Genomic DNA, 15,534 nt, shown 5'->3' with positions numbered 1-15,534 from the left:
CTTTCTTTTCCTATTTTTCCTGTCCCTTTTCTTTTTCAAACAAAAAAGACAGCCTTTTAGGGCTGTCTTTTATTTTACAGGAACATCAAGGTGATACAGGCGGCGATATCGTTCGTTTGCCGCCAGCAGCTCCTCATGGGTTCCTTCCATTTCTGTTTTGCCGTTTTCGAGAAATACGATTTTATCGGCTGCTTCCACTCCCGCGAGATGGTGTGTAATCCATAAAATCGTTTTTCCTTTCAGCACCTCAAACACCGTTTCCATCAATTCACGTTCGGTAATAGGATCGAGGCCGACTGTTGGCTCATCGAGGATGATGATCGGTGTATCCTGCAGCAAAATCCTCGCAAGTGCGATCCGCTGGCGCTCTCCACCGGAAAAACGGATGCCGGTTTCTTGTACAGAGGTATGATATCCATCAGGCAATGACTCAATGTAGTCATGCAGCTTGACCTGCTTTGCGGCGCGGCGCACATCCTCGTCGCTTGCTTCTCCGTTTCCGAGCCTGATGTTGTTCAAAATGCTTGTATCAAACAGGTGCGGTTTTTGATTTAACACGGCCACCGCATCCGCAATCTGATCCTTTAACAGCGCTGTCTCCATTCCGTTTAACGTCACAGAACCGGAGTCCGGTTTCAAGGCGCCTTCGATTAATGCAAGCGATGTTGATTTCCCAGAGCCGCTTCGGCCGAGCAGCGCCATTTTTTCTCCTTGGCGCAGCGTAAAGGAAAAGTTGTGCAGCACTTGGCTGCTGTTGTCATAAGAAAACGTCACATCACGAAAGGCCAAGGTGACATCTTGAAGATCGAGAATTTGATCCCCTGATTCAGTTTGTGACGCCTCCGGCTGAGGAGCCACATTGTTCATGCGTCTGATAGAATCCTGATAGCCCGGCACTTCGCCTAAGGCATCCGAAAGCGGCAAAAAGGCTTCCGTCAACGGAAACACCACTAGCACAAAAGCGGCAATCATCGTTTTAGCGAGCTCGCCGTCCGCTTGCTGTCCCGCTGTCCAAAACAGCATCAGCAAAATAAGGCCAGCGACAAGGCATTGCGCAGCAAAGTCCCGCCATCTTGTAAAGCGTTGTTTTTTCCGTTCAAGCTCAAACCAATCACGTTCCTCTTTTTCATAAGCATCAATAAAAGCATGCCGGCGTCCGCTGAACATCCAGTCGCTGACACCCATCACAGCATCTGTCAGACGGCTGTACAGCACATTCCGTCCGCTTTTCAGCTTCGCATTCTTCGCTCTCGTCACGAGCAAAGACACAACCGGAAACAATACAACAAGAACAAACAAATACAGCGCAAGCAATATGGCAAACGGCCAAGAGAAGAAGCCGAGCGCTATCACTGACACAGCATACAGGAGCAAGGCTGAGATCGCAGGAAAAATCGTTTTTAAGAAAGCATCCTGCAAATGCTCAATATCCTCAGACAAAATGCCGAGCATATCCCCCGTGCGAAAACGGGAACGCAGCATCAAAGCACCCGGCTCAAGCATATTGTAAAGGCGGACGCGCATGTCAGATACGATTTTCAAAATGATGTGATGGCCGACGAGCCGTTCCACATATCGCGACACAGAGCGCGCAATCCCAAAGGTGCGCACAGCGACAATCGGCACATAAATGAGCAGAATGTTTTCCGGCCTTGTCGCCGCTTTAGAAATCAAAAAACCTGAGGTGAACATGAGAAAAGCAGCAGAAAAAATCGTCACCGCACCCAAAAAGATAACCAGAACGAACAGGCGGGCATTTTGCTTGATATACGGCAAAATCCATTCTTCTTTCTTCATGCTCTTTCCCCCAGTTGTGCCTTCACGAGTTTGGTATACACACCGTTTTTCTCCAGCAGTTCATTGTGAGTCCCGATTTCCGCAACCCTGCCCCCGTCAAGCACGATAATTTCGTCCATATCGAGCATCCAGTGAAGGCGGTGAGTCGCGAGAAAGACGAGCTTATCCTCAAATAAATCCAGCATCGTTTCTTTTATTTCATATTCTGTTTCGATATCAAGATGGGCGGTCGGCTCATCCAGCAGCAGGATCGGACGGTTTCCCAAAAAGGCGCGGGCCAGCGCGACACGCTGTGCCTGGCCGCCGCTGAGCGCCCGGCCGCCTTCCCCGATCCGTCCCTCTAATCCGTCAGGAAGGTTGTTCACCAGCTCCGTCAGTCCCGCTGAGGCAGCAGCACGTGTTGTATCCTCTGCCGAAGCGCTTGGATGGTAGAAGCGAATGTTGTTGCCAAGCGTATCATCAAAAATGTACGGATGCTGGGGAATGTAAAGAAGGTTCTTCTGCCAGCTGCCGTCCTGCAAATGGGACCGGCTTGTACCATTAACCTCAATCATCCCGCCATCCGGCTCTAAAAATCCGCCGAGAATATCAATTAATGTTGATTTTCCGGCGCCGCTTGCACCGATAATGCCGATTTTTTTCTTGCCTTTGAATGAGAGATGAATATCAGACACCGAACGGCCGACTGACACGCCTGACAGCTTCAGCTCATCCTGATCGGACCAAGCTTCGAGCTGAAGCGGCGTCTCTTCTTTAAAACCAGGCTGCGACAAAATCTCTTGAATGGTTTTTCCTGCTTCCTGGCCGTTCAGCGTTGCATGATAATCATTCCCCACTTCCCGCACCGGCAAAAAATACTCAGGCGCCAGAATAAGCGCCGTTAAAGCAGGGCCAAGCAAAATATCGCCGTCAATGAGGCGCAGGCCCAGAAATACTGCGACTGTCGCCACCGACAGCATCGTGAAAAAATCGAGGGCGAATGATGACAAAAACGCCACCCGGAGTGTGCTCATCGTTGCCTTGCGATACCGCTCACTCACATAGAAAATATTTTTGCTGTGTGACTTGCTCAAACCTAGGAAACGCAATGTCTCCAGCCCGCGAAGAGAATCAACAAAATGATTGGAAAGTCTCTGATAGGATTTCCACTGACGATCCGCTTTTCTCTGCGCGACAAGGCCGAGGAGAATCATAAAGATGATCAGAATCGGCATAGCAGCGACTAAAATGATGGCTGATGTCCGATCCTGAAAAAACACATAAATGACAACTGCCGCAGGCACAATCGCCATGCTGACCATTTTCGGCAGAAACAGCTCCAGGTAGCGGCGGAACTGGCTGATGCCTTCCATCGCCAGCGTCACCATTTGCCCCGTCCCCTCTTTCTTTGCAAAGCGGGGGCCTAATCGGAACAGCTGATCAAGAAAACTTTTCCTCAAATCTGCTCCTGTCCGGGCGGCGTATTGATAGACGATTTTCTGTCGCGCCACCGTCACCCCGTGCCGGGCGATAAAAGCGATGAGGAAAAAGCCGATCATCGGAAAAAGGGAGGTAATGCCCTTCCCGTTGAACAGTCCGGTTACGGCCTCACTCAGCCACTCTGCCTGCATAATAATGGCGGCTGTCTGAATCATCGTTAAACAAGTAATCAAGGTGAGAATCCGCTTCATTCCTTTATATCGAAACAGGTCTTTTCCCATTAATAAGTCATAGGCTCCTTATGGCTGACGCGCTTCCGGAAGACATAATAGCTCCAGATCTGGCTGCCGATGACGAACGGCAATAGCGTTAATGCTGCAATTGACATGACTTTAAGCGAATAATCTCCGGAAGAAGCGTTAGCTACTGTTAAATCGTATGCGCTATGAAGCGAGCTGACCATTACACGAGGGAATAGGGAAATAAAGATCATTCCCACGGTCAGCGCCAGACCAGCGCCTGTCATCCCAAATGTCCAGCCGTCTTTTTTCTTACGAATAAATACAGCCGCGAGCATAAAGCAGATGACAATCAAAACAGCGAGCGGAATGGTAATCTCGCCGCGGCGTGTAAACATGTCTGTCTGATACGCAGAAAGGGCCGCGAAGGCAAGAACCACTACAAAAACAACACCCATTATCTTTTGCGCCATTTTCCGGGCGCGGTTTTGCAAATCACCAATCGTACGCAGCGTGATAAACATTAATCCATGCTGGAAGCAAAGAAGTGTTACCGTCACACCGCCAAGTATAGAATATACATTGATATAATCAGATACATGTGCGTGAATGTTCATGTCGGCATCAATCGGCATCCCGCGGAATAATGTCGTGAACAGCACACCAAGCACAAACGGAGGAATCAGACTGCCGAAGAAAACGACCCAGTCCCAAACCTTTACCCATTTTAAATGATCCACCTTGCCGCGGAACTCAAACGCGACCCCGCGGCCCATTAACGCAAGCAGCACTATGACAAACGGAATGTAATAACCGCTCAGCATCGTTGCATACCAGTTTGGGAATGCCGCGAAAATGGCGCCTGCGCCAGTCAAAAGCCAGACTTCATTCGCGTCCCAGAACGGCCCGATCGTGTTGATCAGCACTCTGCGTTCTAATTCATTATGGCCAAGAAAACGGGTCGCCATGCCGACCCCGAAATCAAAGCCTTCCAAAAAGAAGAAACCTACAAACAATACGGCAACGAGTATAAACCAAAGATCATGAAGAGATGCCATGGTATACCTCCTGACTAAATGGATCTGTTGATACAGGCACATCATGATGATTATCATGCTCCGCGCCTTTTTTAATCTCACGGATAAACAAGAAGACAAGCAGTGCGCCCAGAATCATGTACATCACACCGAATGCGATGATTGAGAATAACAAGGAACCCGCTGTTACGTTAGGCGACACAGATTGAGCGGTTGTCATTAACCCCATAACCGTCCAAGGCTGACGTCCGATTTCTGTCATAATCCAGCCCGCGGAGTTCGCAAGAAACGGGAAGGAAATCAACGCGATCATGATGCGCAAATACCATTTGCTGTTTTCAAGCTTTTTGCGGCGGTTTAACCAAAGGCCGCCTAACGCAGCAAGAATCATGACAACACCTGCTCCTACCATGATGCGGAAGCTCCAAAATGTCGTTTTCACTGGCGGAATGTAGTCGCCTTTACCGTATATTTTTTCGTACTCAGCCTGAAGGGTTTTCATCCCTTTGACACTTCCGCTGAATTTCTGATAAGCCAAGTAGCTCAAGGCATAAGGAACTTTGATTTCATTTGAGCTTTTTTCATTTTTTGTATCGATCGTCGCAAAAGCGGTCCAAGCAGCAGGGTCACCGCTGTCTTCCCATAGGCCTTCACTTGCAGCCATTTTCATCGGCTGTGATTCCATCAAGTGCTCAGCCTGCATGTGTCCGCTAAGGCCGACGCCAAGACCGGCACAAAGGCCGACGATCATTGCGAGTTTAAAAGATTGCTTAAAGAACGGCACTTCTTTTTTCTTCAGCAGTTTAAAAGCACTCACTCCGGCAATAAAGAAAGCTCCAGTGGCAAGCGCACCGAAAATAACGTGCGGGAATTCAACCCAAAGCTGAGGGTTTGTAATCAACGCGCCAAAATCATTCATTTCCGCGCGGCCGTTTTTGATCGTAAAGCCGACCGGCTCCTGCATAAAGGAGTTTGCTGTTAAAATCCAGAAAGATGACATGATCGTTCCGAATGATACGAGCCATATGCAGAGAGCGTGAATTTTCTTCGGCAGGCGGTCCCAGCCAAAAATCCATAATCCGATAAAAATAGATTCCATGAAAAACGCCAATAATGCTTCAATCGCAAGCGGAGCGCCAAATACATCTCCGACAAAACGGGAGTAATCTGACCAGTTCAGTCCAAACTGGAATTCTTGCAAAATCCCCGTTACAACACCGACTGCAAAATTTATTAAGAATAAGTGTCCCCAAAACTTTGCCATTTTGAGATACAGCTCATTTTTCTTTACAAGATAAAGAGTCTCCATCAACGCAACCATAAACACAAGCCCGATAGACATCGGCACAAACAAGAAGTGAAACAACGTTGTTGATGCAAATTGTATGCGGGCTAATACCAATTCACTCATGCTTTCTCCTCCATTTCCGGTTAAAACTGTTAATTTGCTCACTACTTCACAAATAGAACCGAGACTTTGATCAGTAATTCACAAAATAGACGAAAAAAATATTGTTCAATATTTCACAAATGTGTCAAAAAGTCGTTCAATATGAGGCAAGATTGCCAGACTGACCAAATGACACAATCTCTGACTGGTTCATATTAAGTACTTTACAACGATTCATTTCAAAAATAAAGCCTAAAATACCTAAAAAGTCCCGCACTATGTGACGGATTTTTGTCTATTTTGTTGCTTATTTATGTCGGCTGCTAGGATAAATGACCCTTTATTATCGTACATCAACACATCGTTCCTTGCGAACAAAATGCTTGCCCTGCACCAGCACTCGTTTCTCCGCACTCCGTCATAAACAGATTTTAGGCAGGATGCCTCTTTTCATTTGAACCGGCAAGTGGAGAAAAGTTGAATAGTAAATTTTTAATATATTAATAATTTCAATTTTTTAGTATACTTAACATAGTGAACAATTTCACTGCATCAAGAATAGGGGAGGTTTTTCAATGGGAGAGCTTCAAACACACATGCAATTGCAAACGGATACAATTCACGAAGGGGTTCGAAAAGAGAATTGGTTTGCGAAAGCGATGAATATAAAAGTAGGCATCATACCGCTTCCTGTGTATGCCTTGCTGTTTATATTAATCACTGTTTTTGTTATGCATCACGATGTAAAAAGTGACATTTTGACATCCATCGCCGTCATGGCGTTTTTCGGGTTTACCTTTGCCCAAATCGGCAAATCGATACCGATAGTTCGTTCTATCGGCGGCCCGGCCATCCTAGCTACTTTTATTCCGTCCGCTGTCGTGTACTATCACCTGCTGCCTAATGATATCGTCAAATCCACCACAGAATTTACAGAAAACTCAAACTTTCTATATTTGTTTATCGCCGGTATTGTCGTCGGAAGCATTCTCGGCATGAAAAGAGAAACACTCGTAAAAGCATTCATGAAAATCTTTATTCCGCTTATTGTCGGTTCTGTCACAGCCGCTATTGTCGGACTGGCTGTCGGGACATTGCTCGGACTCGGATTTCAGCATACCCTGCTGTACATTGTCATTCCGATCATGGCTGGAGGAGTCGGAGAAGGCGCTATCCCGCTGTCCATCGGATATTCTGACATCATGCCCATTTCTCAAGGGGAAGCGTTTGCACTTGTTCTGCCATCGATTATGCTGGGCAGCTTGTGCGCGATTATTCTAGCGGGATTGCTGAACCGAATTGGAAAGAAAAAACCGGAATGGACAGGCAACGGCAAAGTGGACCGATCCGAAGAAGAGTCCCCTGCGCTGGAGGAATCACAAAGCGGACAACAAATGTTCAACCTTTCTTTATTTGCGTCAGGCGGTATCCTTGCTGTTTCTTTATACTTAGTCGGCATGCTCGCTCACGATTTTTTCGGTTTTCCGGCACCCGTTGCCATGCTGTTACTGGCTGTTCTAATCAAGCTGTTCAGATTGGTGCCTGCCTCAATTGAAAATGGCGCGTTTGGAGTGTCCCGCTTTTTTTCAACAGCTGTGACCTACCCGCTTCTCTTTGCGATTGGGGTATCCATGACGCCGTGGGACAAGCTTGTCGCCGCTTTTAACCTCAGTAATATTATTACGATTCTGTCTGTCGTTGTGACCATGATGGCCGTTGGCTTCTTCACTGGAAAATGGCTGAACATGTATCCGATTGAAACCGCCATTATCAATGCGTGCCATTCTGGACAAGGCGGCACGGGTGACGTTGCCATTTTAAGCGCCGCTGAAAGGCTTGAGTTGATGCCGTTCGCCCAGGTATCTACCCGCATCGGGGGAGCGATCACAGTATCCTTAACCTTATTGCTGCTGCACCAGTTTTATTGATCCCCGCAAGCAAGTTCTTCGTCAAACGAAAGAGCTTGCTTTTTTGCATGTCCATATTTTTGCAAGTTCCCATCCCATGCTATAGTAATAGTTGGAAATACTAGATAGAAAGGAATCTGGCATGCCTATGGGAACTCATCTATTTCTCTTTATGCTTCTCGGGCTGGGATTTTATTTGATATCAGCCCTAGCTGCAAAACTCATTCCGGCCATAGACTTCTGGATTGATATTGTTCTATGGGTCGGCGCTGCAGTTTACATCTTCTCTCATCTCTCATTCATGGACGGCATTGTCTCACTCGCGACAATGTTCTACTGCTATTGGACCGCAATGGATCTCATTGTTTCAGAGCGTGTGGAAAAACCTTCGGGAGACTGGCAGGAAATCGAGCTGGCCAGAAACAAAACACGTCTCCTGTCAGACATTACGCTGACCGCCATTGTGTTTGCAGGGGCTGTTATTTTTTTCATCTATGGACCTGACCCAAGCCCTCTCAAATATGTGATCCTTCTCGGCATGATCTCCGGCGGAGGGGCACTGGTGAAGCGTATACTGAATGTTTTCAGCGTAAAGGTTTTTTATTCAGCAGCCTTAGAAAAATTGCATATCAGCTCACACTATGAAACCCGTACATACCCGCTTTCCGATTTGAAGGACATTCAGCTTGAATCAACAGCTGATCTCTTAAAGCTCCATCCGCTTCTGACGATGTATTCATCACGTTTAGATTTGACAACAAGCTTTCAGCAAGTCATTAAACTGTCTCTTCCCGGCGAAACACTGTTTCTGACGGTGAAGGAACCGCAAAAATGGAAAACAATTCTTCAGGAATACACAGATGCAAAAAACAATGTGGACAATGTGATTTCTGTTTTGCCGTTTTATCATAGAAAAAATGTGAAGCGGCTGCTCGGGAAGCTTTATTTTGCCGCCAGCGTAAAAGGGGTATCCGCTTACGCCTTATTGGTGCTCGCGTTATACGCATCACACGCCTCTCCATGGGTCATGGCTGTTGCCGTAATCCTATATTGGGTATTCAACATGTATATGTCAGACCGTGTGTTGCGGGCAGCGATGGACGCCAAGCCTTGTCATCATCCGCATGTACAGGCAGCGGCCGATATGATTTTCCGATCGGCCGGCATTTCCCATGTCCGCATATACGAAACGGAGAGTGATGATTACAACGGAATGGCAGTAGGCATGAATGTCGGGAGGTCAATGGTCATCCTGACAAGCGCCACACTAACACTTCCACAGCGTGTCATCGAAGGCATTCTGGCCCATGAGGCAATTCATATCAAAAAACGTGACGTTCTGTCATCACAGCTTTTGCGTTTTCTATATCTTGGAGCTGTCGTTGGGATTTTCCTCTTGTTTGAGCAGCATATCACCCATCCCGAGGCCCACAAAATTGCGCTTTGGGCTTTCATTATGGCAATCATTATCCTATTCCAGCTCTATCAATCCTTTTGTTCACAATGGATGGAGGTGCGTGCTGACAACCTTGGCGCATCCTTGCTGGAGGGCGGTTACAAACAAATGGCTGAAGCCTTGAAAATCTTGGCGGTTCAGCAGGATGAGGACATACAGAAACAAAGTGCCTACAGCTCTGAAGCCGGTGAAGACGAGCTTCAAATTGACTCTCTCACCCGTGATAAAAGCTGGTTTTTCAGATTGATTGATTTTCAGTTCGCTCCTCATCCCCCTATGTATTGGCGTGTCGGCACTTTATTGTCAAACAAAGGACATGGGGTGCTAAAGCGCTGGCTCAGAGACCGCCTGAAAGAATCGATCACTTTGAAATGAAACCGGTCAGCGTTTCATCCGTATAACAGATATGGTGAAAAAAGGGAGTGACCAGAAGTGATAGTGATCTTATTGATAATAGCTATTATTGTTTTTCTTTCAGTCATTCAGCCGCAGCCATCGGATAATAAAATCCGCCAGCAGGCGGACAGCGGGTATTTCGGTTATTCAGACAACGGCTCACACCATGATGGATGCAGCAGTGACGGAGGTTTCAGCGATTCCGGCTGTGGCGGCGGAGGGGGCGGCGATTAAACGCCGCCTTTTTTTATTTCATTGATTCGATGTACGCACCAAAAGCCGAGCCTGACATGCCTGGGGACACGCGCACACGATGAAGGGCATACATTCCCTGGTCTCTTGAAGCCACGCCCGGTTCTGTCGTCACGCCCATTTGATAGCCTGTTTTTTCAGCGGTCTTCAGCGTCTCCTCATTGTAGCGCCCTACCGGATAGCTGATGAGGGAGGTTTGCTGATGAAACATGTTGTCGAACAGCTTTTTCGAATCAGCCATCTCGCTTTGCTGCTGTTGAGGCGTTAATCCGTTCAGCTCAAGGTGGTCAATCGTATGGCTTTCAATCGATATGCCGTGCTGTGCCATTTCCTTCATTTGTTCCTCTGTCAGATGGTGCTTATGTCCGATCGATTTGCCGATCATAAAAATCGTTGCCTTCATCCCGTACTTTTTCAGCACCGGATACGCATCTTGATAATTGTCGGTGTACCCGTCATCAAATGTGATCAATACGCATTTCTCACTCGGTTTTTTATCCTGCGTCAGCATGAGATATGCCTCTTTCGGTGTTAATGTCTGATAGCCGTTATCATGAAGCCACTTCATATGCGCCTCGAATTCTTTCTTTGGCACACGGAGGCTGTTTCCTGAAGAAATGCTGTGGTACATCAAAATCGGCAGCTTTGCCGGTTTCTCTGTTTTGATCCATGCGGATGTATCGTCTTCTTTTTTCTGAACTTGTACTGCCTTTTTTTCCGGTTTCTTTTGTTCCGCTTTTGGCATCGGCTGCTCTGCATTCGCTTCTTGATCAGCGCAAGCCGCAAGAGCCAAACAGCTGCCCAAAAGAAAGATGCTTAAAAACAATCGTTTCATCGTTCTCCTGCTTTCTGTCTATTTCTTCCTCCTTTTTCATCGGTTTGATTCTGAAATTTTCAATAGCAAAAAACCGGACATGTCTCCATGTCCGGTTTTTTGATCTTATCGGATTCTCACTTCTGTCTCACTGTCAAAGAAATGACCTTTATTCATATCAAATGCGACCGTCAGCTCATCGCCCGATTGAATATCGAGGCGGGCGTCGATCCGCGCAATAAAGTCTTGGTTGTCGATCTGCGAATAAATCATGATTTCAGAACCGAGCAGCTCTGCAACATTGATTTTGGCCTTAATCGAAGAGTTCTTATATGATTCCACGACAATCAATTCATCATGTATATCCTCAGGACGGATGCCGAAGATGACCTCTTTGCCGATGTAGCCTTTTTCACGCAGCACTTTCATTTTTCCTTCCGGGACGGTTAATGCCGCAGAACCGATTTTGATTAAGCCATCCGTGAGCTTCCCTTTGAAAAAGTTCATCGCTGGTGATCCGATAAACCCGCCGACAAAGACGTTTTCAGGGAACTCGTATACATCCTTCGGCGTCCCGATCTGCTGAATTTTCCCATCTTTCATGACTACGATCCGTGTCGCCATCGTTAGCGCTTCTGTCTGGTCATGTGTCACATAAATCGTAGTAGTCTGCAGTCTCTGGTGGAGCTTAATGATTTCCGCCCGCATTTGCACCCTCAGCTTCGCGTCCAGGTTTGACAAAGGCTCATCCATCAGGAACACCTTTGCATCCCGCACGATTGCCCGGCCCAGCGCAACCCGCTGTCTCTGTCCGCCTGACAGCGCTTTCGGTTTACGGTGCAAATATTCCTCCAGCCCGAGAATTTTAGCGGCTTCTTCGACTCTTTTTTTGATTTCAGGCTTCGGCATTTTCCGAAGCTTGAGCCCGAACGCGATATTATCGTAGACCGTCATATGCGGATAGAGCGCGTAGTTCTGAAATACCATCGCGATATCCCTGTCCTTTGGCGCTACATCATTGACCCGTTTTCCTTCAATATAAAAATCGCCTTTCGAAATTTCTTCAAGTCCTGCGACCATTCGCAGCGTCGTTGATTTCCCGCAGCCGGACGGGCCGACGAATACGATAAATTCCTTATCGGCAATATGAAGGTTAAAGTCATCAACCGCCGGTTCCTTTTGATCATAAAATTTATAAATATGCTCCATCCGCAATTCAGCCATCTAACATCCCCCTTTGTTATTGTAAACGCTTTCTTATATTAAGTGTAACAGCAATTCCCTCTCGCTAAAATGGGCAGCGTTCATAAAATCACCCAGCCATTTTTCGTGCATATTTCCAATTTATTCTGAACTTTCATTTTGCAGGCAGATAAAATAGGCAAGAAGCGCGCCTTTGTACGATTTGATATCTATCCCTGACCGCTCAATAAATTTATCAATCCGATATTGCAGGCTGTTGCGATGCAGATGCAGCTTTTTCGCTGTTAATGTGACGTTTGAGTTGTTTTCAATAAACAGCTTAATGGTCTTCCTTAGCTCAGATTCACTTCCAAATAAAAGCTCAGCTTCTTCAGAGAGCAGTGTTTCTAGTTTTTCTTTTTCTGTTTCTAATAATAGAAAAGGAAAGATCATCTCAAAGGTCACACTCTGCACCTGAGGCAGCCGTTTTTCAGCAAACAGGAAATACGCCTGTTCACGAGTGTAATGTTTTCGCAGACACTCATCCGGCTCGTAAAATCTTCCGGCGTAAAAACGGACACTGAAGTAGAAATCACTTTCAAGAACTTTTGCGAGCGATTCCAGTTCGCCCTTCTTCGCCGCCGCTTCACTTTCCTGCTCGACAATCACGCCTCTGTCCTCATGAATCCACACAATCACAAAAGACACCGGCCAAAAATGGCGAACCGCTTCTGTAAAGGACGTCCTTTCTATTTTGCCGAATAAATGAAAGTGAACAAATCTCGTCCGTTTCTTTATGTACGCCGGCAATTCCCCTCTGGAAAAAAGGAACGAAAACCACTTGTTTTCCTCAGGTGATTTCATAGACAGTTGATTGCCCTCATCCGCAGGCGTCAAAAATGATTGCAGCACCAATACTTCTTTTTCACTGATCTCTGTTTTCGGAATGGAGATATATCTCTGATTGCTCTCATCAAAAAAACATAGACAGCCTTCCCTTATGCAAAGCTCCTCAGACACAATCGAACCGGGATAAATAGCCAGCAGCGATTTCATAGAGTCTCCTCTCTTATGTAAGGATCTGTATATTCAGTATAAGGCGAAACACACATGTTCTCCACTAAAAAAGAGTATATCCGGTATAGATAGACGAGAAACTGAAAGGGAAACCTCATTCGTTTACATATTGGCTTCAGCGGAAATAGAAGAGGATATGCAGGACCAAAGGAGGGCCATCTTATGAGTTTCGAAACGTTAAACAAAAGTTTTATCAACGGAAAATGGACTGAGGGAGAAAGCGGACGTACGGAGGACATTTTGAATCCGTATGACCAGTCTGTGATCACAGCAGCATCTTTGGCAACGGGCAAACAGCTGGAGGATGCGTTTGACATTGCACAGAAAGCCCAAAAAGAGTGGGCCAAGAGCACAACGGAAGACCGAAAAGCCGTCCTGCAAAAAGCGCGCGGCTATTTACAGGAAAACCGTGAAGACATCATTATGATGATCGCCCGCGAAACTGGCGGAACGATCATTAAATCAACAATCGAGCTGGAACAAACGATTGCGATTTTAGATGAAGCCATGACGTATACTGGTGAGTTAGGCGGCGTCAAAGAGGTGCCATCCGACATTGAAGGGAAAACCAATAAGATTTACCGCCTTCCGCTAGGTGTCATTTCATCGATTTCTCCATTTAATTTTCCAATGAATTTATCTATGAGATCCATTGCGCCCGCAATTGCGCTGGGTAACAGTGTTGTTCACAAGCCTGATATCCAAACTGCTATTTCCGGCGGGACCATCATTGCGAAAGCGTTTGAACACGCCGGTCTTCCTGCCGGTGTCCTTAACGTCATGCTGACGGATGTAAAGGAAATCGGGGACGGCATGCTCACCAATCCAATCCCGAGATTAATCAGCTTTACGGGATCAACAGCAGTCGGGCGCCACATCGGTGAAATCGCCGGGCGTGCCTTCAAACGAATGGCACTTGAGCTCGGCGGCAACAATCCATTTGCCGTTCTTTCAGATGCGGATGTCGATCGTGCTGTGGATGCCGCGATTTTCGGAAAATTTATTCACCAGGGACAAATCTGTATGATTATCAACAGGATCATCGTTCATCAAGATGTATACGATGAGTTTGTAGAAAAGTTCACCTCCCGTGTCAAACAGCTTCCGTACGGCGATCAAACCGATCCGAAAACCGTTGTCGGCCCGCTGATCAACGAGCGCCAAATCGAGAAAGCGCTGGAGATCATTGAGCAGGCAAAGGCAGACGGCATTGAGCTTGCGGTTGAAGGAAAACGCGTCGGAAACGTGCTGACGCCGTACGTCTTTGTCGGTGCGGACAACAACAGCAAAATTGCCCAAACGGAGCTGTTTGCCCCAATCGCGACTATTATTAAAGCTGGCAGCGACCAGGAAGCGATTGACATGGCAAATGATACCGAATACGGCCTCAGCTCTGCGGTTTTCACTTCTGATTTAGAAAAAGGCGAAAAGTTCGCCCTGCAAATTGACAGCGGCATGACCCATGTCAACGACCAGTCCGTCAATGATTCGCCGAATATTGCCTTTGGCGGAAACAAAGCAAGCGGTGTCGGCCGCTTTGGCAACCCATGGGTAGTAGAGGAATTTACCGTGACGAAATGGATTTCGATACAGAAGCAATACCGCAAATATCCGTTCTAAATGAAAAAATCCCTCTGCTTCAAGTACAGAGGGATTTTTCTTTATTTAGATATATCCACAAACCCTTCGCCAAACACATCGCGTACGTCATGAACGATCACAAACGCTTTTTTGTCGCAGCTTCTGATGATTTTTTTCAGCATGGACAGCTCCTGTTTGTTAATGACGATATACAAAATCTCTTTTGATTGGCCCGTATAATTTCCCTTCCCTGATAAAATCGTCACGCCCCGATCCATCAAGGTATTTACCTGCTCTGCAATCTCACTCTTATTTTCTGAAATGACCGTAATGGCTTTTTTCGTATTCAAACCTTCAATAATGAAGTCCATCACTTTGGTACCGATATACAGCATCACGATCGTAAACATCATTTTTTCTGCACCAATAATAAAATAAGAGCTAAATACTACGATTAAATCAAAAAACAAGAGTGCATAGCTGATATTCCAGTCTAAATATTTATTAGCAATTCTGGCCAGAATCGCGGAACCAGCCGTCGTCCCGCCGACCCGGATAATCATGCCGATCCCGACTCCCGCAAATACACCTGCGAAAATCGTATTAATGATCAATTCATCAGACGGAATGCTCCACCCATGTGTCAGATGAAGAAAAAGCGAATTTGCCGCAACCGCAATGATCGTATAAACCGTTGTTTTTCCATCCAGAAACTTGTAGCCGATTAAAAGCAAAAACGCATTTAAGATAAAGTTCGTGACACCAGGAGACCATTGAAACAGATAATACAATATCAGCGTAATCCCAGTGACTCCGCCTTCCCCAAGATCATTGGGAATCGCAAATAAATTAACCGCAAGCGCGAAGAAAAAAGCGCCAATCACAAGCATAAGTACATCCAGCATTCTCTTTTTCATCACGAAAACACTCCTTCTCATTGTTCTGTTCTAGCAAATAAAAAAACCCAGGAGAACGCTCTCGAAAAAG

12 protein-coding genes are annotated in these 15,534 nt (G+C 46.4%); 4 read left to right on the top strand and 8 right to left on the bottom strand.

Annotated elements, in window-relative coordinates:
* Positions 1-69 precede the first annotated feature (69 nt).
* Genes cydC through cydA form a run of 4 tightly spaced genes read right to left on the bottom strand, consistent with a single transcriptional unit; the run spans position 70 to position 5,903 of the window.
* Positions 70-1,797 carry a thiol reductant ABC exporter subunit CydC gene (gene cydC / locus BGM23_RS02205; protein WP_041054180.1) on the bottom strand — a complete coding sequence of 576 codons (1,728 nt, stop codon included), beginning with the start codon at positions 1,795-1,797 and terminating at the stop codon, positions 70-72.
* Entirely contained in the window at positions 1,794-3,497 is a 1,704-nt protein-coding gene (gene cydD, locus BGM23_RS02200) for a thiol reductant ABC exporter subunit CydD (protein WP_015250901.1), read from the bottom strand. Before cydD ends, cydC begins: the two co-directional genes overlap by 4 nt.
* Positions 3,497-4,513: a cytochrome d ubiquinol oxidase subunit II gene (gene cydB / locus BGM23_RS02195; RefSeq protein WP_003227274.1), complete on the bottom strand. Its 1,017-nt coding sequence runs from the start codon at positions 4,511-4,513 to the stop codon at positions 3,497-3,499. Before cydB ends, cydD begins: the two co-directional genes overlap by 1 nt.
* Positions 4,497-5,903, bottom strand: a complete 1,407-nt coding sequence (gene cydA / locus BGM23_RS02190; protein WP_003243795.1) for a cytochrome ubiquinol oxidase subunit I — start codon at positions 5,901-5,903, stop codon at positions 4,497-4,499. The genes cydB and cydA overlap by 17 nt, the downstream gene beginning before the upstream one ends.
* A 554-nt stretch (positions 5,904-6,457) precedes the next feature.
* Between cydA and cimH the strand changes: the two genes are divergently transcribed.
* From cimH to BGM23_RS02175, 3 genes are all read left to right on the top strand, one after another.
* On the top strand, positions 6,458-7,810 hold the full coding sequence (gene cimH, locus BGM23_RS02185; RefSeq protein WP_003227271.1) for a citrate/malate transporter CimH: 1,353 nt from the start codon (positions 6,458-6,460) through the stop codon (positions 7,808-7,810).
* A 121-nt stretch (positions 7,811-7,931) separates the two neighbouring features.
* Positions 7,932-9,620, top strand: coding sequence for a M56 family metallopeptidase (locus BGM23_RS02180; RefSeq protein ID WP_015250900.1), 1,689 nt, complete (start codon positions 7,932-7,934; stop codon positions 9,618-9,620).
* Positions 9,621-9,677: 57 nt separating this feature from the next.
* A complete protein-coding gene (locus BGM23_RS02175; protein ID WP_046664012.1) occupies positions 9,678-9,875 on the top strand; it encodes a hypothetical protein in 198 nt (65 codons plus the stop codon).
* A 13-nt stretch (positions 9,876-9,888) separates the two neighbouring features.
* Here BGM23_RS02175 and BGM23_RS02170 read toward each other — a convergent pair whose 3' ends face one another.
* The 3 genes from BGM23_RS02170 to BGM23_RS02160 form a co-directional block, all read right to left on the bottom strand.
* A complete protein-coding gene (locus tag BGM23_RS02170; RefSeq protein WP_015714953.1) occupies positions 9,889-10,728 on the bottom strand; it encodes a polysaccharide deacetylase family protein in 840 nt (279 codons plus the stop codon).
* Between the two features lie 105 nt (positions 10,729-10,833).
* A complete protein-coding gene (msmX, locus tag BGM23_RS02165; RefSeq protein ID WP_003242648.1) occupies positions 10,834-11,931 on the bottom strand; it encodes a maltodextrin ABC transporter ATP-binding protein MsmX in 1,098 nt (365 codons plus the stop codon).
* A 120-nt stretch (positions 11,932-12,051) separates the two neighbouring features.
* The gene (locus BGM23_RS02160; RefSeq protein WP_046664013.1) at positions 12,052-12,945 is read right to left on the bottom strand and encodes a PucR family transcriptional regulator; all 894 of its coding nucleotides are present in this window, start codon (positions 12,943-12,945) and stop codon (positions 12,052-12,054) included.
* Between the two features lie 183 nt (positions 12,946-13,128).
* On the opposite strand from BGM23_RS02160, the gene BGM23_RS02155 reads away from it, so the two are divergent.
* A complete protein-coding gene (locus BGM23_RS02155) occupies positions 13,129-14,586 on the top strand; it encodes an aldehyde dehydrogenase family protein (RefSeq protein WP_046664014.1) in 1,458 nt (485 codons plus the stop codon).
* Between the two features lie 41 nt (positions 14,587-14,627).
* On the opposite strand, the gene BGM23_RS02150 is transcribed toward BGM23_RS02155, so the two are convergent.
* Complete coding sequence (locus BGM23_RS02150) at positions 14,628-15,464, bottom strand: YitT family protein (RefSeq protein ID WP_003242615.1); 837 nt, start codon at positions 15,462-15,464, stop codon at positions 14,628-14,630.
* Positions 15,465-15,534: the final 70 nt, after the last annotated feature.

Source organism: Bacillus sp. FJAT-14266, from assembly GCF_001719225.1.
GTDB classification, from domain to species: domain Bacteria; phylum Bacillota; class Bacilli; order Bacillales; family Bacillaceae; genus Bacillus; species Bacillus subtilis.
The sequence above is the reverse complement of the archived record's forward strand: the minus strand, read 5'-3'. Positions and strand labels throughout refer to the sequence as shown.

Coding starts and splice junctions, on each gene's coding strand:
- cydB (WP_003227274.1), bottom strand. CDS start 4,513: ATGGCATCTCTTCATGATCTTTGGTTTATACTCGTTGCCGTATTGTTT.
- BGM23_RS02155 (WP_046664014.1), top strand. CDS start 13,129: ATGAGTTTCGAAACGTTAAACAAAAGTTTTATCAACGGAAAATGGACT.
- BGM23_RS02160 (WP_046664013.1), bottom strand. CDS start 12,945: ATGAAATCGCTGCTGGCTATTTATCCCGGTTCGATTGTGTCTGAGGAG.
- BGM23_RS02170 (WP_015714953.1), bottom strand. CDS start 10,728: ATGAAACGATTGTTTTTAAGCATCTTTCTTTTGGGCAGCTGTTTGGCT.
- cimH (WP_003227271.1), top strand. CDS start 6,458: ATGGGAGAGCTTCAAACACACATGCAATTGCAAACGGATACAATTCAC.
- cydC (WP_041054180.1), bottom strand. CDS start 1,797: ATGAAGAAAGAAGAATGGATTTTGCCGTATATCAAGCAAAATGCCCGC.
- cydD (WP_015250901.1), bottom strand. CDS start 3,497: ATGGGAAAAGACCTGTTTCGATATAAAGGAATGAAGCGGATTCTCACC.
- BGM23_RS02180 (WP_015250900.1), top strand. CDS start 7,932: ATGCCTATGGGAACTCATCTATTTCTCTTTATGCTTCTCGGGCTGGGA.
- cydA (WP_003243795.1), bottom strand. CDS start 5,903: ATGAGTGAATTGGTATTAGCCCGCATACAATTTGCATCAACAACGTTG.
- msmX (WP_003242648.1), bottom strand. CDS start 11,931: ATGGCTGAATTGCGGATGGAGCATATTTATAAATTTTATGATCAAAAG.
- BGM23_RS02150 (WP_003242615.1), bottom strand. CDS start 15,464: ATGAAAAAGAGAATGCTGGATGTACTTATGCTTGTGATTGGCGCTTTT.